The organism is Phaeobacter inhibens DSM 16374 (assembly GCF_000473105.1).
GTDB classification, from domain to species: domain Bacteria; phylum Pseudomonadota; class Alphaproteobacteria; order Rhodobacterales; family Rhodobacteraceae; genus Phaeobacter; species Phaeobacter inhibens.
This window is the reverse complement of record NZ_KI421498.1, coordinates 2,930,639-2,952,008: the sequence shown is the minus strand read 5'-3', so window position 1 is coordinate 2,952,008 and position 21,370 is coordinate 2,930,639. Positions and strand designations below refer to the sequence as shown.

Annotated in this window: 19 protein-coding genes and 1 tRNA gene (1 of these 20 only partly in view); 8 read left to right on the top strand and 12 right to left on the bottom strand. The window is 59.2% G+C overall.

Features of this window, described 5'->3' with window-relative positions; translation table 11 throughout:
* From msrQ to INHI_RS0117875, 3 genes are all read right to left on the bottom strand, one after another.
* Window positions 1–461, bottom strand: the 5' portion of a protein-coding gene (gene msrQ, locus INHI_RS0117885) for a protein-methionine-sulfoxide reductase heme-binding subunit MsrQ (protein WP_014876134.1). The gene continues 136 nt to the left of window position 1, outside the view; only the first 461 of its 597 coding nucleotides appear in the window; the start codon lies at window positions 459–461; its stop codon lies off the left edge, out of view.
* Window positions 462–1,382, bottom strand: a complete 921-nt coding sequence (gene msrP / locus INHI_RS0117880) for a protein-methionine-sulfoxide reductase catalytic subunit MsrP (RefSeq protein WP_027248492.1) — start codon at window positions 1,380–1,382, stop codon at window positions 462–464.
* Between the two features lie 69 nt (window positions 1,383–1,451).
* Window positions 1,452–2,945: an FMN-binding glutamate synthase family protein gene (locus INHI_RS0117875; protein ID WP_027248491.1), complete on the bottom strand. Its 1,494-nt coding sequence runs from the start codon at window positions 2,943–2,945 to the stop codon at window positions 1,452–1,454.
* 111 nt (window positions 2,946–3,056) lie between these two features.
* On the opposite strand from INHI_RS0117875, the gene INHI_RS0117870 reads away from it, so the two are divergent.
* Window positions 3,057–3,563 carry a DUF302 domain-containing protein gene (locus INHI_RS0117870; protein WP_014881325.1) on the top strand — a complete coding sequence of 169 codons (507 nt, stop codon included), beginning with the start codon at window positions 3,057–3,059 and terminating at the stop codon, window positions 3,561–3,563.
* Window positions 3,564–3,650: 87 nt separating this feature from the next.
* Window positions 3,651–4,208: a hypothetical protein gene (locus INHI_RS0117865; RefSeq protein WP_027248490.1), complete on the top strand. Its 558-nt coding sequence runs from the start codon at window positions 3,651–3,653 to the stop codon at window positions 4,206–4,208.
* Window positions 4,209–4,290: 82 nt separating this feature from the next.
* On the opposite strand, the gene clpB is transcribed toward INHI_RS0117865, so the two are convergent.
* Window positions 4,291–6,909 (bottom strand): ATP-dependent chaperone ClpB, encoded by a 2,619-nt coding sequence (gene clpB, locus INHI_RS0117860; RefSeq protein WP_027248489.1) that lies wholly within the window; start codon window positions 6,907–6,909, stop codon window positions 4,291–4,293.
* Window positions 6,910–7,234: 325 nt separating this feature from the next.
* On the opposite strand from clpB, the gene pyrF reads away from it, so the two are divergent.
* Window positions 7,235–7,966, top strand: coding sequence for an orotidine-5'-phosphate decarboxylase (pyrF, locus tag INHI_RS0117855; RefSeq protein ID WP_036767154.1), 732 nt, complete (start codon window positions 7,235–7,237; stop codon window positions 7,964–7,966).
* A gap of 495 nt (window positions 7,967–8,461) precedes the next feature.
* On the opposite strand, the gene INHI_RS0117845 is transcribed toward pyrF, so the two are convergent.
* Window positions 8,462–8,878 (bottom strand): NUDIX hydrolase, encoded by a 417-nt coding sequence (locus INHI_RS0117845; protein WP_014881329.1) that lies wholly within the window; start codon window positions 8,876–8,878, stop codon window positions 8,462–8,464.
* Between the two features lie 184 nt (window positions 8,879–9,062).
* On the opposite strand from INHI_RS0117845, the gene INHI_RS0117840 reads away from it, so the two are divergent.
* The gene (locus tag INHI_RS0117840) at window positions 9,063–10,343 is read left to right on the top strand and encodes a DNA polymerase IV (RefSeq protein WP_081497227.1); all 1,281 of its coding nucleotides are present in this window, start codon (window positions 9,063–9,065) and stop codon (window positions 10,341–10,343) included.
* 12 nt (window positions 10,344–10,355) lie between these two features.
* Here the strand turns inward: INHI_RS0117840 and INHI_RS0117835 are convergent, their stop codons facing one another.
* Complete coding sequence (locus INHI_RS0117835; RefSeq protein ID WP_014881331.1) at window positions 10,356–11,216, bottom strand: N-formylglutamate amidohydrolase; 861 nt, start codon at window positions 11,214–11,216, stop codon at window positions 10,356–10,358.
* A 160-nt stretch (window positions 11,217–11,376) separates the two neighbouring features.
* Here INHI_RS0117835 and INHI_RS0117830 point away from each other — a divergent pair.
* The 3 genes from INHI_RS0117830 (at window position 11,377) to INHI_RS0117815 (ending at window position 12,904) form a co-directional block, all read left to right on the top strand.
* A tRNA-Val gene (locus INHI_RS0117830) sits at window positions 11,377–11,451 on the top strand.
* Window positions 11,452–11,529: 78 nt separating this feature from the next.
* Entirely contained in the window at window positions 11,530–11,655 is a 126-nt protein-coding gene (gene ykgO, locus INHI_RS0117825; protein ID WP_008562923.1) for a type B 50S ribosomal protein L36, read from the top strand.
* A 232-nt stretch (window positions 11,656–11,887) separates the two neighbouring features.
* Window positions 11,888–12,904 carry a Fe(3+) ABC transporter substrate-binding protein gene (locus INHI_RS0117815; RefSeq protein ID WP_014876144.1) on the top strand — a complete coding sequence of 339 codons (1,017 nt, stop codon included), beginning with the start codon at window positions 11,888–11,890 and terminating at the stop codon, window positions 12,902–12,904.
* 105 nt (window positions 12,905–13,009) lie between these two features.
* On the opposite strand, the gene INHI_RS0117810 is transcribed toward INHI_RS0117815, so the two are convergent.
* Window positions 13,010–13,552 carry a DUF2938 domain-containing protein gene (locus INHI_RS0117810; protein WP_014881332.1) on the bottom strand — a complete coding sequence of 181 codons (543 nt, stop codon included), beginning with the start codon at window positions 13,550–13,552 and terminating at the stop codon, window positions 13,010–13,012.
* 292 nt (window positions 13,553–13,844) lie between these two features.
* Between INHI_RS0117810 and INHI_RS0117805 the strand changes: the two genes are divergently transcribed.
* On the top strand, window positions 13,845–14,711 hold the full coding sequence (locus INHI_RS0117805; RefSeq protein WP_027248487.1) for a CobW family GTP-binding protein: 867 nt from the start codon (window positions 13,845–13,847) through the stop codon (window positions 14,709–14,711).
* A gap of 19 nt (window positions 14,712–14,730) precedes the next feature.
* Here INHI_RS0117805 and INHI_RS0117800 read toward each other — a convergent pair whose 3' ends face one another.
* The 5 genes from INHI_RS0117800 to INHI_RS0117780 form a co-directional block, all read right to left on the bottom strand.
* Window positions 14,731–16,491 carry an ABC transporter permease gene (locus tag INHI_RS0117800; RefSeq protein ID WP_036767153.1) on the bottom strand — a complete coding sequence of 587 codons (1,761 nt, stop codon included), beginning with the start codon at window positions 16,489–16,491 and terminating at the stop codon, window positions 14,731–14,733.
* A gap of 200 nt (window positions 16,492–16,691) precedes the next feature.
* Window positions 16,692–17,909, bottom strand: a complete 1,218-nt coding sequence (locus INHI_RS0117795) for a phenylacetate--CoA ligase family protein (protein ID WP_027248485.1) — start codon at window positions 17,907–17,909, stop codon at window positions 16,692–16,694.
* Between the two features lie 14 nt (window positions 17,910–17,923).
* Window positions 17,924–18,760 carry an ABC transporter ATP-binding protein gene (locus tag INHI_RS0117790; protein WP_014876149.1) on the bottom strand — a complete coding sequence of 279 codons (837 nt, stop codon included), beginning with the start codon at window positions 18,758–18,760 and terminating at the stop codon, window positions 17,924–17,926.
* A 157-nt stretch (window positions 18,761–18,917) separates the two neighbouring features.
* Window positions 18,918–20,201 (bottom strand): ABC transporter substrate-binding protein, encoded by a 1,284-nt coding sequence (locus INHI_RS0117785; RefSeq protein WP_014876150.1) that lies wholly within the window; start codon window positions 20,199–20,201, stop codon window positions 18,918–18,920.
* 90 nt (window positions 20,202–20,291) lie between these two features.
* Window positions 20,292–21,368, bottom strand: a complete 1,077-nt coding sequence (locus tag INHI_RS0117780; protein WP_014876151.1) for a branched-chain amino acid ABC transporter permease — start codon at window positions 21,366–21,368, stop codon at window positions 20,292–20,294.
* Between the last annotated feature and the right edge of the window lie 2 nt (window positions 21,369–21,370).

Here is a 21,370-nt window from a genome sequence, read left to right as displayed (position 1 = left end):
GGATACGTCAGCCGATGCAGGAGGCGCCATCGCGCGCCCAACCGGCGAACTGAAATCCCATTCGAGGTCAGCGCCAAGGGAAGCATCAACACGAAACCGGCCATGCCGATGGTGATATATGGCCGCTTCAGGATGTCCGCCAGGATCTGCCCCAGCAACTGCACATCAAGCAGCAACCACACCAGCAGGTGGCAGCTCACATAGAAGAAGCACAATAGACCGATCGCCCGGCGAAATCGCATCAGATTCAACCCGAGCAGGCGGCGCAGCGGCGTAATCGCCAGAGTCGCCACCAGCAGTTGCAGAGCCAGTTCGCCATATTCATGTTCCAGCGCCTTGATTGGTTCCGCACCAAGCGCACCAGAGAGCCCCTGATAGAACAGGACACCTGCCGGTAGCATCCCGCCCATATAGACCAGCCAGACCGGAACCATACGAAATAGGCTGTTGATCCGCTGCATTCAGAAGTTCTCTGCCAGATCCATACCCTGATACAGCGCGGCCACGTCTTTCTCATAGCCGTTGAACATCAAAGTCGGTTCGCGGCGGGCAAAAAGGCCGCCGCCGATACGTCGCTCGCTGGCTTGGCTCCATCGGGGATGATCCACAGTGGGGTTTACGTTGCTATAGAATCCATATTCGCGCGCATTCGCCATGTTCCAACTGGTTTGCGGCTGCTGATCCGTGAGCGTGATGCGGACAATCGACTTGATCGATTTGAAACCATATTTCCACGGAACCACCAACCGCAGCGGCGCGCCGTTCTGATTGGGTAGCGGCTTGCCAAAGATCCCGGTGGCCATAATTGTCAGCGGGTGCTGCGCCTCATCAAGGCGCAGACCCTCCCGGTAAGGCCAGTCCAGTACATTATAGGCGGTGCCAGGCATTTCCGATGGCCGATAGAGGGTTTCAAACGCCACGTATTTGGCGCCGTCCTGCACTCCGGCCAGATTAAGGAGGTCCGCCAGCTCGAACCCCTGCCAGGGCACGACCATTGACCAAGCCTCAACACAGCGGAAGCGATAGATCCGGTCCTCCAGCGTCATAGCATCCAAAATTTGCGCCATGGAATAGCTGCCCGGCCGCTCTACCAGACCGTCGATCTCAACACTCCAGGGCTCCGTCGTCATCTGGCCTGCATAGGCGGCGGGATCCCCCTTACCCGTGCCAAATTCGTAGAAGTTGCAATAGGTGGTCACATCCTCCCAACTGTTGGGCTCTAGTGCCTCCTCCGTAGCGGCCCGCGCGGCCGTGCCACCCAGCCCTGCCAGACCCAGCCCCGCGGCACCGCCCAGACCAGCCATGATCTGACGGCGGTTCAGAAATGCAGCATAGGGCGTGACATCAGCGTCACTCAGGTCATTCTTCCAGCGGTGGGCCATGCGGGATCTCCTTTATGTTCGTTGCCAACGACCTAAGGCAGGTTGCGGCACAGTCCAAAACATATCCTCTCACGTCTCCGCGATGGCACTGTAACCTGGCATAAGCTCATGCATCGGTCGGCTGCGCCCATCCTCCTGCATAATCCGTACGTGACAGCGACGAAGCTGGCGGGGCTCACTCACCCCAACGGAATGAGCAATGGTTTCCACCTCATGGATGATCTCCTTGGCGTAGCGGGCAACGCGGGTGAATTTCTCCTCTACCACCAATCCCTTTTGCAGGCGCTTATTATGTGTGGTGATCCCGGTGGGGCAGCTGTTGCGATTGCATTTCAGGGCCTGGATACAGCCGAGCGAGAACATGAATCCTCGCGCCGAGGTGACAAAGTCAGCTCCCGCCGCCAGCGCCCAGGCGATATCGCCCGGATTGACCAGCTTTCCCGAGGCGATCAGGCGGATGCGATCCTTGAGCCCATATTCATCGCGCAGATTACACATAAGAGGCAGCGCCTCGCGCACCGACATACCGACGAGATCAATCAGTGGCATCGGGGCCGCGCCGGTCCCGCCCTCGCCGCCATCAACCGTGATAAAATCCGGTACGCTGTCATCCTTGCGCGCCGCAATGTGCAGAAACATCTCGCGCAGGGCGGCCTCGGCCCCGACGACCATCTTGATGCCCACCGGCTTGCCGGTCACCTCCCGGACATGTGCGATCATATCCAACAGCTCGTCGTAGTTGGCAATTTCAGGGTGCCTATTCGGCGAGATACTGTCCTCACCTTCCGGGATCCCACGGATCTCGGCGATCTGTTTGGTGACCTTGGCCCCCGGCAGAATGCCCCCTTTGCCCGGTTTTGCCCCCTGCGCCAGCTTCAGCTCAAACATCCGCACGGCATCATATGAGGCCACCTTACGCAGGTGATCATCACTCAGCACGCCATTCTCATCGCGCACGCCGTATTTTGCAGTGCCGATCTGAAACACGACATCACAGCCCCCTTCCAGATGATAGGGGCTCAACCCGCCTTCGCCCGTGTTCATCCAGATACCCGCCTCTTTGGCCCCATGGCTGAGGGCACGTACCGCAGGTGCCGACAGTGCCCCATAACTCATACCGGAGATATTGAAGAAGGAAGGCGCCATATAGGGCTGGCGGGCCGTTGGCCCGATCAGGCGCGGCTCGCAGCAGGCCTTGTCATCATCCAGAGCCGGAAAGGCCGCATTCACGAAGATCGGCGTGCCGGGCACATTCAGGTTGCGGGTTGAACCGAAGGCAACCGTGTTGCCCTTACCCTCTGCGGCACGCCCGACCCATTCCCGTTGCGCACGGTTGAAGGGCATCTCCTCACGGTCCATGGCAAAGAAATACTGGCGAAAAAACTCACCCAAAGTGCTGAACAACCCGCGAAACCTGCCAATCACCGGATAGTTGCGCCGCACCGCGTCCTCTGTCTGGATCCGATCCACCACAAACAGCCCCGCTGCGATCAGTGCCAGCGCGCCCAGCGCAAAGACAAAGGCATACGCGAGGAATTCTATGGCATTTGCCGCGAAACCCATGCAAAAACTCCTATATGATAATGGAACGCGCTGCCCATCGGCCCGCCCCATACCAACTTGGCGTATTCCACAGGGCGGGCAAGTCACCTTTGATCACATTGGGAGAGGACCATGACAAAAATCACCGCAATTCGCACCACAGCTCGCCATATCGGCAGGTATATCTTCACCCTGTCAGGCGCAGCCGCTGCCATCACCGTGACAGGCCTGTCCGCCCTGGCAGAGCAATCAGCAGATACACATATGGTCAGCTACCAGACAAATTTGACCTTTGAGGATGTGACCTTCGGACTGGAGAGCGCCATCACTGACCGTGGTCTGGTGGTCGATCATGTCAGTCACGTCGGAGAGATGCTGGAACGCACCCGCGCAGATGTTGGCTCTGACGTGGTGCTGTTTGAACAAGCCGAGGTCTATTCTTTCTGCTCGGCCAGCCTGTCCCGCGAAGTGATGGAAGCCAATCCGATGAATATCACCTTCTGCCCCTATGACATATTCGTCGCGCAACGGCCGGACAGTAACATCACAACAATCGGCTTTCGCGCCTTTCCCGAGGGCGAGATGCAACTGATCCAGACGTTGCTGAACGACATCGTTCTTGAGGCGATTGAGGAATAGAACCGCCCAAGTCGGATTTCCCCGCTGTCTGACGTCATTGCCTTTGATAAGCTAGGGATACCGAAACACTGAGCGAGCAGCCCCTGCATGAAGTCCATCGTTGTTTCCCTGCTGCTGATTGCCACGGCGCTGGTTACAGGCTGCACACCCCACTCCGGTGGCAAACCAGATGAGGTCAGTCAGCTCCGTCACGCAATCGAAACCCTGAGCCCCGATGTAGATCCCGCCGAGGCTGCGCGCGCGGCGCAAATCGCCTATAACCATGCGACGGCCTTGGCAAAAGAGTATCAGGTCACAACCTCACCCATCCTGCACAACACCCTCGTCAACAGCGGCGTCCGGCAACGGGGCCTATGCTACCACTACGCTGAGGACATGCAGGCCAGGCTGCAACGTGAAGACTTCCAGAGTCTGACAATCCTGCGGGCCATCGCGGAACCACGAAACAGCTTTCGTATTGAACACAGCAGCGCCATCATCGCCCCCAAGGGCGCAGATATCTACGGTGGCATTGTGTTGGACCCCTGGCGCTATGGCGGCAATCTCTACTGGTCCGCCACATCCAAAGACCCCCGTTATGACTGGGAACCGCGTTTGACAGTTTTACGCCGCAGGGGCGCAACACGCGTGGTCGCCAGTAACTGAAAGCCATGCCTTAGCCAGACCGCAGACGAAAAGGCCCGCCAGATCTGGCGGGCCTTTCCTGTTCAATCGTGTCTGCACATGTTTAGTGGACAACGGCGTCGTCAGGGCGCGGGCGATCGCTGGTGCCAATACGATCCCCGATGATCAGGCCCTCAGCGCCGGCACTGACAGGCACCGTGTCCCCGTCGCGTATTTCTCCCGCCAGCAGCATCTCCGCCAATGGGTTCTGCAACACTCTCTGGATGACTCGCTTCAGCGGACGAGCACCGAACACCGGGTCATACCCCTCATCTGCGAGCCATGTCTTCGCGCCATCATCCATCTCAAGCGTGATCTTGCGGCCCACAAGGCGTTTCTCCAGCCGCGCCAACTGCAACGTGACGATTCCATCCATATCCTTGCGACCCAGCCGATCAAAAATGATCGTCTCATCCAGCCGGTTCAGGAACTCTGGGCGGAAATGGGCACGCACGGCATCCATCACGTCACGCTTGGCGTCGGCGGCATCGGCCCCATCCGGCAGCTGGCTCAGCGCCTGCGCGCCGAGGTTCGACGTCAGGATGATCAGCGTCTGCTTGAAATCGACGGTCCGTCCCTGCCCATCGGTGAGCACACCATCATCCAAGACCTGCAACAACACGTTGAAGACATCCGGATGGGCCTTTTCAACCTCATCAAAGAGAACCACCTGATAGGGTTTGCGCCGCACCGCTTCGGTCAGCACGCCTCCCTCATCATAGCCGACATAGCCCGGAGGCGCGCCGATCAGCCGAGCAACCGCGTGTTTTTCCATGAACTCCGACATATCAACACGCACCATGGCGCTGTCGTCATCAAACAGGAAATCAGCGACGGCTTTGGTCAGCTCAGTCTTACCAACGCCGGTTGGGCCAAGGAACAAAAACGATCCCAGGGGCCGATTTTCATCATTCAGGCCCGCACGGGCGCGGCGCACGGCGTTGGACACAGCGGTCACAGCCGCATCCTGACCAATCACCCGACCGTGCAGGTCAGCCTCCATCCGCAGCAGTTTCTCACGCTCCCCTTCCAACATCTTGGAGGTGGGGATACCGGTCCAGCGTTCGACCACGCCGGCGATTTGCTCGGGGCGAACGGCCTCTTCAACCATTAGCCCATTGCGTTCAGAGGCTTCCGCCTCACTCAGCTGTTTTTCCAGCCCGGGGATGACACCATAGGACAGCTCCCCCGCGCGGGCGAGGTTGCCCTCTCGTTTAGCCGCATCCAGATCGGCGCGGGCGCGGTCCAGCTGTTCCTTCAGCCCACGGGCAGAGGCCAATTTGTCGCGTTCGGACTGCCACTGCGCGGTCATTTCCGCCGATTTCTCCTGCAGCTCTGCCAGTTCTTTCTGCAGCGTCTCCAAGCGGTCTTTTGATGCCGCATCATCCTCAAGCTTCAGCGCCTCTTCCTCAATCTGCATCTGCAGAATCTGCCGGTCGAGCGCATCCAGCTCTTCGGGCTTGCTGTCGACCTGCATCCGCAGGCGCGCCGCAGCCTCATCCATAAGGTCAATCGCCTTGTCCGGAAGGAACCGATCAGTGATATAGCGATGGGAAAGCGTCGCCGCAGACACCAGCGCCGCATCCGCAATACGAACACCGTGGTGCAATTCGTACTTCTCCTTGATGCCGCGGAGGATCGAAATGGTGTCCTCAACCGTCGGCTCGGTCACCATCACAGGCTGGAACCGGCGCGCCAAAGCAGCGTCTTTTTCGACATATTTGCGGTATTCGTCCAGCGTCGTGGCGCCAATACAATGCAACTCACCCCGTGCGAGCGCAGGCTTAATCAGGTTCGCCGCATCCATCGCGCCATCCGATTTCCCCGCACCAACCAGCGTGTGCATCTCATCGATGAACAGAATGATTTCGCCAGCGGCCTCCGTCACCTCGGTCAGAACCGCCTTCAGGCGTTCCTCGAATTCTCCGCGGTATTTGGCACCCGCGATCAACGCGCCCATATCGAGCGAAAGCAACTGCTTGTCGCGTAGAGATTCAGGGACATCGCCATTGACGATACGCAGGGCCATGCCCTCGGCGATTGCAGTCTTACCAACCCCCGGCTCGCCAATCAGCACCGGATTGTTCTTGGTCCGGCGGCTCAGCACCTGCATCGCCCGGCGGATTTCCTCATCCCGGCCAATGATCGGATCAATCTTGCCGTCCCGTACCGCCTCCGTCAGATCGCGGGCGTATTTCTGCAGAGCGTCATAGCCATCTTCGGCGCTGGCACTGTCCGCCTTGCGACCCTTACGGATATCATTGACCGCCTCGTTCAACGCCTGCGCGGAGACATTGCCATCCGCCAGCGCATCCTTGGCCTTGGACTTGACCATACATAGCGCCATCAGCAGCCGCTCAACCGGCACGAAACTGTCACCGGCCTTCTCAGCAATCTTAGCCGCCTCGTCGAGCACCTTGGCGGTCTGGCCATCCAGATAGATATCAGCAGAATTGCCCTGCACCCTGGGCAGTTTGGACACCGCCAACTCCAGCGCCTGAACCACCTGTTCCGGCGTTCCACCAGCGCGAGTGATCAGATTGCTCGCCAGTCCTTGGTCGTCATCCATCAGCGCCTTCAGCAAATGCTCAGGCATCAGTCGCTGGTGATCCTCACGTCGTGCAATCGTCTGGGCCGCCTGCACAAAACCGCGCGCCCGTTCTGTGAACTTGTTCAAGTCCATCTTGCTCTCCTTATATAAGCGCCCCGTTTTGGTGGCGACGCCCGCTTTGCAGCACGTCCCGTTCAGGGCCTTCAGGTTCAATGTGGGAGATCTTACTGTCTCTTCAAGGTCAGTATGCGGCAAATATGTCACCAAATCCCTGACCCAGATCAAGAGTATGCCCCGCCTGCACTCCTGGCAGAACACTGAGGGACCATGGCCGCCCCGTCGACCCAGCCGTTTTCCCCTTTCCCAACGGCAACACCACCACTAAAAGCAGCGCGATCCCTAAACTGCCTGCATGTCCACACTGCCCGCAAAGGCGCCCCTAAGCCGAGGAACCTCCATGTCCGCATCTTCCACCGCCAACCCCCGCCAAGAAACCACAGCTGACGACCGCCTGATCGTTGCGATGGACGTTCCCAATGCAATCGCCGGGCTGCAACTGGCCGATACGCTTGGCGATGCTGTGTCGTTCTACAAGATCGGCCTGGGCATGTTGACCGGCGGGGGGCTGGCCCTCGCCAATGAACTGAAACAGGAACGCGGCAAGCGCATCTTCCTCGACATGAAACTCTTCGACATCAGCGCCACAGTTGAGGCTGCGGTGCGCGGTCTGGCGCAGTTTGACCTCGATTTCCTCACCGTCCACGGTGATCCGCATGTTGTGCGCGCCGCCAAGGAAGGCGCCGCTGGCACCAACCTCAAAATCCTTGGCGTGACCATCCTCACCTCTCTGGACCGCGCCGATCTGGACGAGGCGCTGATCAAATCTGGGGAAATCTCTGATCTGGTACAGGAGCGCGCGGGCCTTGCGCTCACCGCTGGAGCCGATGGCGTGATCGCCAGCCCGCAGGAGGCCGCCCTGATCCGCGCCCTGCCCGAAGCATCAGGCAAGCTCATTGTCACCCCAGGCGTACGCCCCGCCGGAGCCGCCCTGGGAGATCAGAAACGCGTGGCCACCCCGGCCAGCGCGTTAGAGGCCGGTGCCGACCATATCGTAGTGGGCCGTCCGATCTGGGCCGCAGAAGCACCACGCAGCGCAGCCGAAGATATTCTGACCAGCCTGCCCCGCTGACACAGACTTCAAGCAGGCGGCAGCCAAGCTCAGGTTTCACTTCTTCAACACTCCAAACCCGCCGACGCAGATCGCTTTGGCGGGTTTTCCGTTCGCGACGGTCAGATTGACCGTTCCAGCACGATCGATATCGAAAAATGCCTAAACATTAGGCAGAAATAAAACATTTGACTGCGCCCCACATAGGCAGGCTGCGACCCGGCCTTACGCAACGCTTACCTAGGGTCAAGTATGCGAATTGCAACAGATTTCTATATCGCCATGCTGCCAAATGCGCCTTTTTGTCCTGTGCCCACAAAAGCACACAGCCAGAGATGGAATTACATAATCCTGCGCAACAGACTATGCTGAGAGGTCAAAATGACCGACCCTGTGGGAGAGACACTCCCCTGACGGCCTTGCTCTTCCTGAGGTTCGTCACCTCCCCCGCTACAGCAGCGGGGGTTCTTTCTTTCAGGGCATCGATTTTGAACCGGGCAGCAAACGCGCCCAAGCTCATGCGCCGATAGTGCCGCGATGCGATAGATAGGCCTGCAGATAATCGGCGAAATGGGGTACCGCCAGATCGTGCGCGATGTACCATTCGGGCCGGACCAGCGCCCAGCTCTGCCCCTCATCCCCCAGCCTGATGTCTCGCTCTCTCTTGGCAGGTAAATGTGCAGCAAAAAACCAGACCACACCGTTGGGCCGCGCATAGCTTCGCCGCCAGACCAGATCTGTCTCCTGTACGAGCAGCCCGACCTCCTCCTCGGTTTCGCGCAGGGCACAGGTTTCTGGTGTTTCCGCCCCCTCGCGACCGCCGCCTGGGAAATCCCAGTGGCCGGGATAGGGAATGTCCGGATAGGCGTCACGCTCAATGACCAACAGCCTGTCACCGATAAAAAGTGCCAGCTTGGCACCGTCGAATGTCATCCCTGCTCTCACCATGTCAGATCGTCTAAAGACAATTTCCGTTGCAGAGGCTACTCTATGCGCCCCTGCAGCACCATGAGATTCCCTCATTCAGCCCCTCCCGGTTTTTGCGCCCATGTCCGACCAGCATCCTATAACGTCTGATCTGACCAGACCTGAGGGTCCGGCAGGCGGCGGCCAGAACCTGCAGGTACTTTGTCGGGAATGCCTGTCCCATGGCGTGCTGAAACCGAAGAATGGCAGGACCCCGAACCCAAAGCGCTGCCCCAGCTGCCAAAGCCCGCGTATCAAAGCTCATCCTGAGCTGTTCTCGCTCTCAATCGCACATATGGATTGTGATGCATTCTACGCCAGTGTTGAAAAACGCGACAATCCAGATCTCGCCGACAAACCTGTGGTGATCGGTGGCGGGCAACGTGGCGTGGTCTCCACCGCCTGCTATGTCGCGCGCATTCGCGGTGTTCGTTCGGCCATGCCAATGTTTCAGGCGCTGAAGCTCTGCCCGGACGCGGTGGTGATCAAACCTCGCATGAACGTCTATGTCGACGTCAGCCGCCAGATCCGCGCCATGATGGATGAGCTGACCCCAGATGTTGAACCGCTATCCTTGGATGAGGCTTTCATGGATTTGTCCGGCACCCAGCGCCTGCATGGCGCGCCGCCTGCGGTGATGCTGGCGCGGCTGGTCAAACGCATGAAAGATGAACTGGGTGTGACCGGATCCATCGGGCTGTCGCACAATAAGTTCCTAGCCAAGGTCGCGTCAGATCTGGACAAACCCCGCGGATTTTCGGTGATTGGCGCGGCTGAAACCTCTGAGTTCCTGAAGGACAAACCGGTGCGCCTGATCTGGGGCATTGGCCCCGCCGCGCAGGCCTCGCTCGACAAGGCCGGGATTCGCAGCTTCTCCGATCTTCTCAGATGGGATCGGACTGATCTTAATGCTCGCTTCGGTTCGATGGGAGAGCGGCTCTGGCATCTCGCGCGTGGCCAGGACCGGCGCCGCGTATCCTCCAATGCGCCCATCAAATCCATCTCGAATGAGACCACCTTCTTTGAGGATACGGCCAGTCTTGAGGTGCTTGACGGACATCTGTGGCGGCTGGCCGAAAAGGTCTCCGACCGTGCCAAAGCGCGGCAGCTGGCTGGACGGGTGGTGACGCTGAAGCTGAAACGCGCAAATCACAGCAGCCTCACCCGGCGGCAATCCCTGCGCGACGCCACCCAGATCGCGGATACCGTCTATCGTACCGCCCGTGCCCTACTGGATCAGGTTGGCGACGAAGGTCCCTACCGGCTGCTTGGCTGCGGCATTTCCGATTTGGTCCCGGAAACCCAGGCTGATATCACCGGTGATTTGCTCGACCCTCAGGCAGGTCAGCGCGCCAAAGCCGAACGCGCGACAGATGCTATCCGCGAACGCTTTGGCAAATCCGCCATCCAGAAGGGCCGCTCTCTTCGGTAGCAGGAGCTGCGCTTACTCCGCTGCCAGAGGCACCGGATCACAATTCAGCTGCGACAGTTCAGCGATCACATCGGTCAGCACCATTTGCAGCGCGGCAAAATCGGCGGTTTTCTCAATGCGCGCCTCATTCATATAGAGGCTACGATCAATTTCGACCTGCACCGCATGTTGCGCACGCGACGGGCGGCCATAGGTCTGCGTGATATAGGCCCCTGCAAAGGGGGTATTGCGCGCAACGCGCAGCCCGGCGCCGACAAACGCCGCTTCGACCCGGTCCATGACCTCGGAGGAGGCGGCAGCACCGAACCGATCCCCCAGCACAACATCAGGCAGCCCAGCCCCCCTCCGCCCGGCAGCAGATATCGCCTCATGCGGCATTGAATGGCAATCAATCAGCACCGCCTGTCCAAACCCGATCCGCGCCTGATCCAGAAGCTGCTGCAATGCGGCATGATATGGTCGCCAATAGGACTCGATTCGCCGCCTCGCTTCGCACTGGCTTAGCTTTCCATGGTAGATCGCCCGCCCATGGGCCACCACCCGTGGTACAACTCCCAGCCCCGAAGCCACCCTCGGGTTCTGCCCGCGTTTAATGACACCCTCGATCAGCGCCGGGTCCAGTTCTTCGGTTGATCTGTTGAGATCGACATAGGCGCGTGGCGCCCGCGCGGTCAGCAGGGGCATTCCGAATCGCGGCGCAGCTGCGAACAGCTCGTCAACAAAGGCGTCTTCCGAACTGCGCAGCTGCAAAGGATCAAGAATCGTCTGCGCCAGAAACGCTGCGCTGTAGTCCGATCCGCTGTGCGGTGAGGCAAAAACAACCCCGGACCGCAATTCCTGTGGCATTTCCACCAAATATACTGTGTCAGACATGCAGGCTCCGGCCGCTCAGATACAAGAAACAGCATAGACCGGAAATTTCTGCGGTCAAAAGCTCTTGCACCCCTCTCCGACTCATTTTATAGACCCCCTCACCGGCGCGGTCATCCGCGCCCCTTTCAATTTGGGGCCGGCCGAAAGCGTAGGTATTTATGGGCGATTAGCTCAGTGGTAGAGCACTTCGTTGACATCGAAGGGGTCACAAGTTCGAACCTTGTATCGCCCACCATGAATTCATTGCTCTGGTCTAAGGATCGGAGCCCCGCAACCCAGGCGCTGGTTCGCGCCGCAGAACAGGAGATAGGCCATGAAGGTCAAGAACTCGCTCCGCTCGCTCAAGAACCGGCACCGTGATTGCCGCGTTGTGCGTCGCAAGGGCCGTGTCTATGTGATCAACAAGACCCAGCGCCGCTTTAAAGCACGCCAGGGCTGATTGCCAGACGCAGCTTAGCTGATTTGAAAACCGCATCTTCGGATGCGGTTTTTTCATTTTATACCCTCCCACATCGCGCCCTACGGCCAAGTCGCCGAGGCGGGCGCCTTTTTCCGATTCTTTTTGTCGGTTTTTCTTTGCATTTTTGCTGAAACTCTTTATCTGAGCAAATCAGTCGGGTTCGACGCCTCTGGCCAAGACCCCCGAGTGTTTTGAATAGATGGGATGTACCATGCTGAAATCGACCACCATTCTTGCAGGCGCCTTGGTCGCCGCCGTCGCAACATCTGCCGCTGCTGAGGGTGAGCTGAACCTCTACTCCTCGCGCCACTATGATACCGACGAGCGTCTCTACTCCGATTTTGAAGAGGCCACCGGCATCACCATCAACCGCATCGAAGGCAAAGCCGACGAGCTGATCGCCCGGATGAGCGCAGAGGGTGCAAACTCCCCTGCTGACATTCTGCTGACAGTCGACACCTCTCGCCTGGCCCGCGCCAAGAACGAAGGTCTGCTGCAAGCCATCGACAGCGACACGCTGGAAGCCCGCGTTCCGGGCTACCTGCAGGATGCAGACAACCAATGGTTCGGCTTCTCGCAGCGCGCACGTATCATCTTCTTTGACAAGGCAGATGTCGCAACCCCGCCGAAGACATATCTCGACCTCGCCGATCCGGCTTACAAAGGTCAGGTCTGCATCCGGTCGTCGACCAACACCTACAACCAGACCCTGCTGGCCTCGATCGTCACGCACCACGGTGAAGAGGCCGCAACCGATTGGGCAAAAGGCGTTGTCGCCAATATGGCGCGCGCACCGCAGGGGGGTGATACCGACCAGCTGCGCGGCATTGTCTCTGGCGAATGCGAAATCGCGGTTGGCAACAGCTACTACTTTGCCCGCTCCATCCGTAAGGACGTGAAAGGTCTGTCGGCAGACCGTGACATGATCGGTTGGGTTTTCCCTGCGCAGGACGCAGAAGGCGCGCATATGAACCTGTCCGGCGGTGGTGTGGCAGTGAACGCCCCCAACAAAGACAATGCCGTGAAGTTCCTGGAATACCTCGCCTCCGATCAGGCACAGCAGTATTTCTCGGCTGGCAATGACGAATACCCTGCGGTTCCCGGCGTTGCTCTGGCACCCAGCATCGCCGCACTCGGTCACTTCAAGCCGGATGATGTTCAGCTGTCCGACGTGGCAAAGAACATCCCCACCGCCCAGAAGATCTTCAATCAGGTGGGCTGGGAATAATCCCTACCGCGTGATGACCGGCGCAAATGCGCCACTGATCTAGAGGCAAAGGCGCAGGATGATTTCCTGCGCCTTTGTTGTTCTGAACACCGGACAGCAACCCAGCTACTCAGCAGGCGAAATCTGATCCTCAGATCCGAGCCGCCCCTTGGGTGCCAGACGGGACAGACCATACGCCACCACGTAAAGCCCCAAACCGAATGAGAAATGCGACATCAGGCTCTTTAGTCGCGCGGCATCCGGATTGGGTTTATTTGCCGCCATGATGCCCGCCCCCAGTGCTGGTTGCAGGATGAAGAACGGTGCAACCACCGTCACCAGGCCAAAAAGGATCGGTACAACCGGCCCCGGCTGCAGCAGCTGACGCTGCCCGCCAACCGCAACGAATAGCGCGGCGAAGATCACGCCAACTATGTAATGTGCAGTCCAGCCAAGTGCGCCTTCATTCGCCACCGGTGCAGCTTTGCGGATACTGTCGTGGGTGAACACCCCCTCAGGCATATGGCCAAGCCATCGTCCAACCACGGCAAAATTGCTCTGCGGGACGCCAAACAATGTATCAGCGGCAATCGCCCATAGATCCATAAACGCCGTCGCCCCCAGCCCCAGTAGGACAATGCGGAGAATCAGTTCATTGCGGTTTAACACGGCTTTCACCCCTTTTTCACGATTCCAGTGTCCCTGGAGCCGAGCCCCCGGGTTGCCGTGATTTTAGGTCCTCCCTACCGCTTCCCGCCAATTGCATTGTCTGAGGTGCTCCCCCAGAAAAGCGGATACGCCATGAATTAAACGGGCATGTTGCCGCCAGTACCGGCTTGACCTGACGTCGCGCTGAGGGTGGACGGACCGGGAAAGACCACCTATAGCTGCAGCCCGTATTCAGCGATGCAGAGCGGGGACAAGCCATGCGTGACCACATCATCCCATCGGGACACACCCGATGAAGCGTATCCCGGTCACCATCATCAGCGGTTACCTCGGCGCCGGAAAAACCACCCTGATCAATCGACTTCTGAGCGAGGATCATGGATTGCGCCTGACGGTTCTAGTCAATGACTTTGGTCGCATCAACATCGACGAAAGTCTTCTTCAGGATGCCAACGCGCAGACCATCGCGCTCAGCAACGGCTGCGTCTGCTGCACCTTAGGGGAGGATCTGACTGCCGCTCTGCACCGTATTCTCGCAGAGGAGAACCACCCGGATCACATCGTGATCGAAGCCAGCGGCCTCTCCGATCCGGTTGCCATAGCCAATACCGTGGTGAACGAAGCTCAGCTGTCCTACGGCGGTACCATCACCGTTACAGATGGCGAAAACCTCTCGGATCTCCTTGGCGATGATCTCTTGCGCGATCAGGTAAGCCAGCAGATCCGGGCCGCAGATCTGGTGCTGATAAGCAAATGTGATACCCTGTCGAACGCTGTCATGGAGCAACTGAACGCGCTTGGCGCCCGCACCCCAACGCTCCTGGAAAACGCTCCCCTAGCAGACCTGCTGTTTGACGTGCTGCCGTTGCCTGTCGGCAGAACCGGCGCGAAATCCGCCCATCATTCCTATGCCACCTGGCACCATCGTAGCAATGAACCCATGGACCGCTGCCGCTTGGGCGACAAACTGGCGAACCGGCCCGATGGCCTCTACCGGATGAAGGGCTTTGTGCTGACGAACGGCGGCGGTTATGAGCTGCATGTGGTTGGCCGACAGGTCTCTGCCAAACGCTGCGAGGCGGAAGAAACCGTACTTGTTGCGCTTGGCCCCGCGGCCCGGATCTCCCGCGAAGACATAGAGGATTGGTGGCACAGCTAAGCCGCCAAAGGGAGCATACTTAACTGCGCCGCCCCACCTGTCGACAGATCAGGATCACTGGCAACAGGCCAACCAGCATGATCACCAGCGAGGGCACCGCCGCGCCTTCCAGCCGCTCGTCCGATGCAAGGCGATAGGCCTGAACCGCCAGCGTATCGTAATTGAAGGGGCGCATGATCAGCGTTGCAGGCAGCTCCTTCATCACATCGACAAAGACAATCAGCAAAGCGGTCATCAGGCTGGGCGTCAGGATCGGCAGATGCACCCGACGCAGCATGCCCAGCGGGCTTTGCCCCAGTGACCGCGCGGCGGCGTCCATATTGGCGTGCACTGTGGATTGCCCGCCCTCATAAGCCCCCAAGGCCGCTGCCAGAAAGCGCACCATATAGGCAGCCACCAGCAGCCAGATCGATCCGGTAATCAGCAGACCGGTCCGGATCTCGAAATTCGCCTGCATCCAAGCATCCAATGTGTTGTCAAAGGCTGCGAAGGGCACCATCAGCCCAACCGCGATCACTCCGCCCGGCACCGCATAGCCCAGCCGCGAGACATGCCCCGCCAGCGCTGAGGGCCGACCCGGCCGCAGGCGCTGGTAAAACCCAAGGCAAACTGCCGCGACCACCGTCAGGAGCGCAGCCGTCATCGCCAGCGTGAGCGAGTTCTGCAAGAATCCCAGGTAGCGTTTGCTGAACAGGTTCTGCTCCGACTCCATCCCCATCTGTGCCAAAATCACAACCGGCAACAGAAACCCCAAGAGGACCGGCAAGACACAGAGACCAAACGCCAGAGCCGCCTTGAAACCGTGCAAATCCACCGGCGGCATCTTGGCCTGGTGCTTACCCGCGTGATGATAGCGTGCCCGTCCGCGTGTGGCCCGTTCCGCGACTGCCAAGGTCAGGGCAAACCCAAGCAGACATAGCGCCAGCTGCGCGGCACCAGCCCGGTCCGCCAGAGAAAACCAGCTGGTATAGATCCCGGTGGCAAAGGTCTGCACACCGAAATAACTCACGGTACCGAAGTCAGCGATGGTCTCCATGACAGCCAACAGAACACCCGACGCAATCGCGGGGCGCGCCATGGGCAGGCTGACCCGCCAGAATGCCTGCAGAGAGGTGTTGCCAAGCGCACGCGCCGCCAAAAACGCTCCCGCGCTTTGCTGCAGGAACGCGGCCCGCGCCAGCAGGTAAACATAGGGGTAAAGCACCAGTACCAGCATCACCGCTGCCCCTCCGACGGAGCGGATCTCCGGGAACCAATAGTCGCGCGGCCCCCAGCCAGTCACCTGTCGCAATGTCGTCTGCACAACACCGGGATGATCCAGCACGAAGGTATATGCATAGGCCAACACATAAGCCGGGAAGGCCAGCGGCAGGATCAGCACGACCTCCATCACCCGTACGCCTGGAAAACGGGTCATCGTCACCAGCCAGGCCGCACCCACACCGACCATTCCGGTACCTAGCGCCACCAGCAAGACCAGTACCAATGTGGTGCCGACATACCCCGGCAATACCGTATCCATCAGGTGCTGGATCGTCTCTGTCCCACCTGTCAGCGCCGCAAGGGAGACCGCCAGCATTGGCAACAGACACGCCAGGGCCACCACCCAACCGACAGTGGCGAACAGCGCACCACCGGGTTTCTTCCGCCGCCCCCGACGGCCGCTCGGACCTGTCATGGATGGCACCGCACCTGCGGCGGCGGCATCACCAACGGCCGATACCTCGGCGGCTCGTGCGGCCTCTGCTGCTACGGGTGAAATGGATGTGATCTTTGGCATGAACGCAGGACTACCTCAGTGCAGCCCTCTATTTCGATCATTTTCGTCGGAAATGCCAGCAACAATGCCAAAGCGCAGCCATTCGCCGCGCCCGCATACTTCAAAAAGCGTGGCGAAACAAAAACTGGCGCAACCGGAGGGAGGAACCCGGTTGCGCCAGATATACCCTGATCGGGTGGTACCCCCAACAGGACAGGGGATCAGTCGTAGCTGCGCTGGTCCTCGATCACCAAACCATCCTTAGGCAGGACACCGGGTGCGACCACTTCCACGCGGCCTTTCAGCTTCAGCACCTCCACCACAGAACGGGAAAAAGCGATTTCATCGCCGTTCTGCGCTTCGATCTGAACGGTCATCGCATCCATCTCGCCGTCCCGGCTGGCAATAACGCGCGCCTTGATGATCTCATCGTGCTTGTCGACCAGTGCCGCAACCTGTTCAGGGCGCACAAACATGCCCTTGATCTTGGTGGTTTGATCGGCGCGACCCATCCAGCCCTTGATCCGCATATTGGTGCGGCCGCAGGGGGATTCACCTGGCAACACGGCGCTCAGATCCCCGGTGGCAAACCGGACAAGCGGATAGTCCGGGTTCAGCGTGGTCACCACGACCTCGCCGACTTCTCCGGCGGCCACCGGGGTGCCGGTCCCGGGGGTGACAATCTCGACGATGACCTGTTCATCGACGATCATCCCCTCCATAGCCGCACTCTCATAGGCTATATTGCCCAGATCCGCCGTCGCATAGGATTGCAGACAGGTGATACCACGATCCGCATATTCCTGACGCAAGGAGGGGAACAGCGCCCCGCCCCCCACAGCCGCCTTGGTAAAGCCCAGCTGCACACCCATGGCATCGGCCTTGTCCAGGATTACCTTCAGGTAGTCAGGGGTGCCGGCGTAAGCAGTCGCGCCCACATCACGCGCCGCAGTGACCTGCAATTCGGTCTGACCGGTACCCGCGGGCAGCACAGCGGCACCAACCGCGCGCGCACCATTCTCAAAGATCATACCTGCGGGCGTCAGATGATAGCCAAAGCAGTTTTGCACCACATCGCCGGGGCCAATACCCGCCGCATGAAGGAACCGCCCCATACGCCACCAGTCATGATCCACCCCGCCCGGTTCGTAGATCGGACCGGGCGACTGGAAGATATGAGCAAAACCGCTGGCAGGCTTTACCGTGAACCCACCAAACGGTGGATGTGCAGCCTGTGCCTTGCCCAAATCAGATTTGCGCAGAACCGGCAGAGCCGCCAGATCCGCAACGGACGTAATGGATGCGGCATCAACATCCCGCAGGCTGTCGCCATAACCAGGCGCGGCCATGGCACGGGCAATCTGCTGCGGCAGTTGTTCCGCCAAGTCAGAGGCACGGGCGTCTGCACTGCGAGTCTCAAGGCTGTCAAAATTTGTCATGTCAGCACCCCGCCTCAGCTCAACCACCGCTTCCGGCGGCGATAGGATCGCACATCCCGGAAACTCTTGCGCCCGTCGTCGGACATACCAAGGTAGAATTCTTTCACATCCGGATTCTCGCGCAGTTCAGCAGCCGGGCCATCCATCACCACACGACCGGATTCCAGAATGTAGCCGTAGTGGGAATAGCGCAGCGCCACATTGGTGTTTTGCTCAGCCAGAAGGAAGGTCACCCCTTCGTTTTCATTGATTGATTTCACGATCTCAAAGATCTGTTCCACCAGCTGGGGCGCCAGCCCCATTGATGGCTCGTCCAGCAGGATCGTCTCCGGGCGGCTCATCAAAGCGCGGCCCATGGCAACCATCTGCTGCTCACCACCCGAGGTATAGCCCGCCTGGCTTCGGCGGCGCTCCTTCAGACGTGGGAAGTAGCTATAGACCATCTCCAGATCGCGCTGGATGTTCGCATTGCCATCGCTGCGCGTATAGGCGCCGGTCAGCAGGTTTTCCTCAACGGTCAGATGTTCAAAACAGTGACGGCCTTCCATCACCTGAATAACACCTTTTTTGACCAGTTCGGCAGGGTCCCGGTCCTGAATGCGCTCTCCACGATAGCTGATCGACCCTTTGGTGACCTCGCCCCGCTCGGAGTGCAGCAGGTTTGAAACCGCCTTGAGTGTTGTCGTCTTGCCCGCGCCATTGCCGCCCAGCAGCGCGGTGATCCCGCCCTTCGGGACCTTCAGGCTGACGCCCTTCAAAACGAGGATCACGTGGTTGTAGATCACTTCGATGTTGTTGACCTCAAGCAGGGTCTCTGCCTGAACATCGGTGGTTTTGGCTGTATCCAGCATCTGTTGTTGTCCTCACGCGGTCCTGACCCGATCGCCCTGTTCCGGGTCTGTCAGTGGGTGCGGCCCTCACGCGCCGCACCGGGTGATATGCGCGCCAGCAGCGACGCGGTTCGGCAGATCCGCCCCCGACCGAAAGCCGGGGACAGACCAAACTGCGTTACTTGCAGCCCGCCTCGATATTGTTTTCCTTGGCATAGGCCATGGAATCTTCCTCGATCAGCGGCTGGATCACATCACGATCGCTGGGTGCGAAATCGCTGATCAGGTTCCAGGTTTTGGCCGAGGCGTCCCACTGGGTCATGCCAACCAGACCGGGGCCACCGTGGTTTTCACAGGAGACGTTGAAGGACGGACCGAAATACGGCATCCCCAGCGCAGACATGCGCGCTTCCGGCATCTCCAAGGCTTCCATACCATCGCGCATCATCGCAGGCGTGATGTCGTTGGTGCCATGGATTTCCTGGGCGGTTTTTGCCGCTTCAACAGCCAGCATCGCTGCATACATCCCGCGGTTATAGAGCACATTGCCGATCTGATCGCCGGCACCAGCCGCCAGCCCTTTGTCCACAACATGTGTCTGGATATCCGCAAATACAGGGAAGTCACGCCCCACACCGTGGAAGGTCACAGCCTTGTATCCATTGGCTTTATCGCCTGCAGCCATCACATCATGCTCAGCACCGGACCACCAGACGCCGATGAAATTCTCCATCGGATAGCGAGTGTTGGCGGCTTCCTGAATGGCGACCTGGTTCATCACGCCCCAGCCCCACATGATTACGAAATCCGGACGGTCGCGACGGATCTGCAACCACTGGGATTTCTGCTCCTGACCGGGGTGGTCGACGGGCAATGTCGACAGCGTGAAGCCGTGTTTCTTCGACAGCTCCTCCAGCGTCCGGATCGGCTCCTTACCGTAGGCGGAGTTGTGGAACAGCAGCGAGATCTTCTTGCCGTTCAGATCACCGCCGTTTTCTTCCAGCAGATAGTTGATGATCCCAGACGCACCATCCCAGTAGTTGGCAGGGTAGTTGAAAACATTGCTGAACACTTCACCATTTGCCGCCGAGGTGCGACCATAGCCCATGGTGTGCAGCGGAATGCCATCGGCGGTCACTTTCGGGATCAGCTGATAGGTGATGCCGGTGGACAGCGGCTGATAGACCAGCGCGCCTTCGCCCTTGGTCGACTCATAGCATTCCACACCTTTCTCGGTGTTGTAGCCGGTCTCACATTCGATGACCTTTGCCTTCACGCCATTGATGCCGCCATCGCGTTCGTTGACCAGCGTGAAGTAATCCGCATAGCCATCCGCAAAAGGGATACCGCCAGCCGCATAGGGGCCGGTACGATAACTCAGCGACGGGAACACCAGGTCCGCCATGGCAGGGCCAGCGGCCATCACGGCGCCCAGCGCCAGAGTTGTCAGTTTCATTTTCATCGGGTCTCATCCTCCCTTGAATTGTCCGATGTGGGTCACAGCGGGGGTTGATCTTGTTATTGCCCCGCAGTCTTGCTTGGCCGGCCCCGCTTAGTGCGGGAAAGGCCAGAGTCTCAGTTTTTCCTTGGCGACGCGCCACAGCTGCGCGATGCCATGCGGCTCCGCGATCAGGAAGATCACGATCAGCGCACCGACAATCACCAGCTGGATATGGGCCACGATATCAGTGGGCCAGCCCAGCACATCCACGCCTACGACCTTCAGTACGACCGGCAGCAGCACCAGGAACGCCGCCCCGGCAAAGGAGCCGAAGATCGACCCCAGGCCACCGATGATCACCATGAACAGCACCAGGAACGATTTATTGATACCAAAGGCTTCGCCAACTTCGACTGCGCCAAGATAGACGGAAAAGAACAGTGCGCCGGAAACCCCGATGAAGAAACCAGACACCCCAAAGGCCGAGAGCTTCGCCTTTAGCGGGTTCACCCCGATGATCTCCGCCGCAATGTCCATGTCACGGATCGCCATCCAGCTGCGGCCTACGGTCCCGCGGGTCAGGTTGCGGGCAACCAATGCGCAGAAGGCAAGGAAAATCAGGCTGAACATATAGGTGGCCCAGGCCGGTGCATTGGGGCCGGTGATGATAATGCCGAACACATCCCGCTCCGGCGCGCTGATCTGACCCGAGGCGGAATAGTTGTAGAACCACGGCACCCGGTTGAAGAGCCAGACCAGAAAAAACTGCGCCGCCAGCGTTGCTACGGCAAGGTAGAACCCCTTGATCCTGAGCGATGGCAGACCAAACCCGATGCACACCAGCGCCGTGATACCACCGGCGAGCAACACGTGAATGAACATGCTCATTTCCGGGAACGCCGTCATCAGCTTGTAGCAGGCATAGGCTCCCACAGCCATGAAACCACCAGTCCCCAAGGACACCTGACCGCAGTACCCGACCAAAATATTCAGGCCAATTGCGGCAATCGAATAGATCAGAAACGGCAGCAGGATCGCATTGGCCCAGTAGTCATTTACGACGAAAGGCACCACCAGGAATGCCAGCGCCAGCACCACGTAGTAGCGGATCCGGTCAAACTTGATCGGGAAGGTCTGGCTGTCATCTTGGTAGGAGGTTTTGAAATCTCCGGCTTCACGATAGAACATGA

Bases quoted from the DNA above. Each gene is read 5' to 3' on its own strand.
- msrP (WP_027248492.1), bottom strand. From the start codon at position 1,382: ATGGCCCACCGCTGGAAGAATGACCTGAGTGACGCTGATGTCACGCCC.
- INHI_RS0117875 (WP_027248491.1), bottom strand. From the start codon at position 2,945: ATGGGTTTCGCGGCAAATGCCATAGAATTCCTCGCGTATGCCTTTGTC.
- INHI_RS0117870 (WP_014881325.1), top strand. From the start codon at position 3,057: ATGACAAAAATCACCGCAATTCGCACCACAGCTCGCCATATCGGCAGG.
- INHI_RS0117865 (WP_027248490.1), top strand. From the start codon at position 3,651: ATGAAGTCCATCGTTGTTTCCCTGCTGCTGATTGCCACGGCGCTGGTT.
- clpB (WP_027248489.1), bottom strand. From the start codon at position 6,909: ATGGACTTGAACAAGTTCACAGAACGGGCGCGCGGTTTTGTGCAGGCG.
- pyrF (WP_036767154.1), top strand. From the start codon at position 7,235: ATGTCCGCATCTTCCACCGCCAACCCCCGCCAAGAAACCACAGCTGAC.
- INHI_RS0117845 (WP_014881329.1), bottom strand. From the start codon at position 8,878: ATGACATTCGACGGTGCCAAGCTGGCACTTTTTATCGGTGACAGGCTG.
- INHI_RS0117835 (WP_014881331.1), bottom strand. From the start codon at position 11,216: ATGTCTGACACAGTATATTTGGTGGAAATGCCACAGGAATTGCGGTCC.
- ykgO (WP_008562923.1), top strand. From the start codon at position 11,530: ATGAAGGTCAAGAACTCGCTCCGCTCGCTCAAGAACCGGCACCGTGAT.
- INHI_RS0117815 (WP_014876144.1), top strand. From the start codon at position 11,888: ATGCTGAAATCGACCACCATTCTTGCAGGCGCCTTGGTCGCCGCCGTC.
- INHI_RS0117805 (WP_027248487.1), top strand. From the start codon at position 13,845: ATGAAGCGTATCCCGGTCACCATCATCAGCGGTTACCTCGGCGCCGGA.
- INHI_RS0117800 (WP_036767153.1), bottom strand. From the start codon at position 16,491: ATGCCAAAGATCACATCCATTTCACCCGTAGCAGCAGAGGCCGCACGA.
- INHI_RS0117795 (WP_027248485.1), bottom strand. From the start codon at position 17,909: ATGACAAATTTTGACAGCCTTGAGACTCGCAGTGCAGACGCCCGTGCC.
- INHI_RS0117790 (WP_014876149.1), bottom strand. From the start codon at position 18,760: ATGCTGGATACAGCCAAAACCACCGATGTTCAGGCAGAGACCCTGCTT.
- INHI_RS0117785 (WP_014876150.1), bottom strand. From the start codon at position 20,201: ATGAAAATGAAACTGACAACTCTGGCGCTGGGCGCCGTGATGGCCGCT.
- INHI_RS0117780 (WP_014876151.1), bottom strand. From the start codon at position 21,368: ATGTTCTATCGTGAAGCCGGAGATTTCAAAACCTCCTACCAAGATGAC.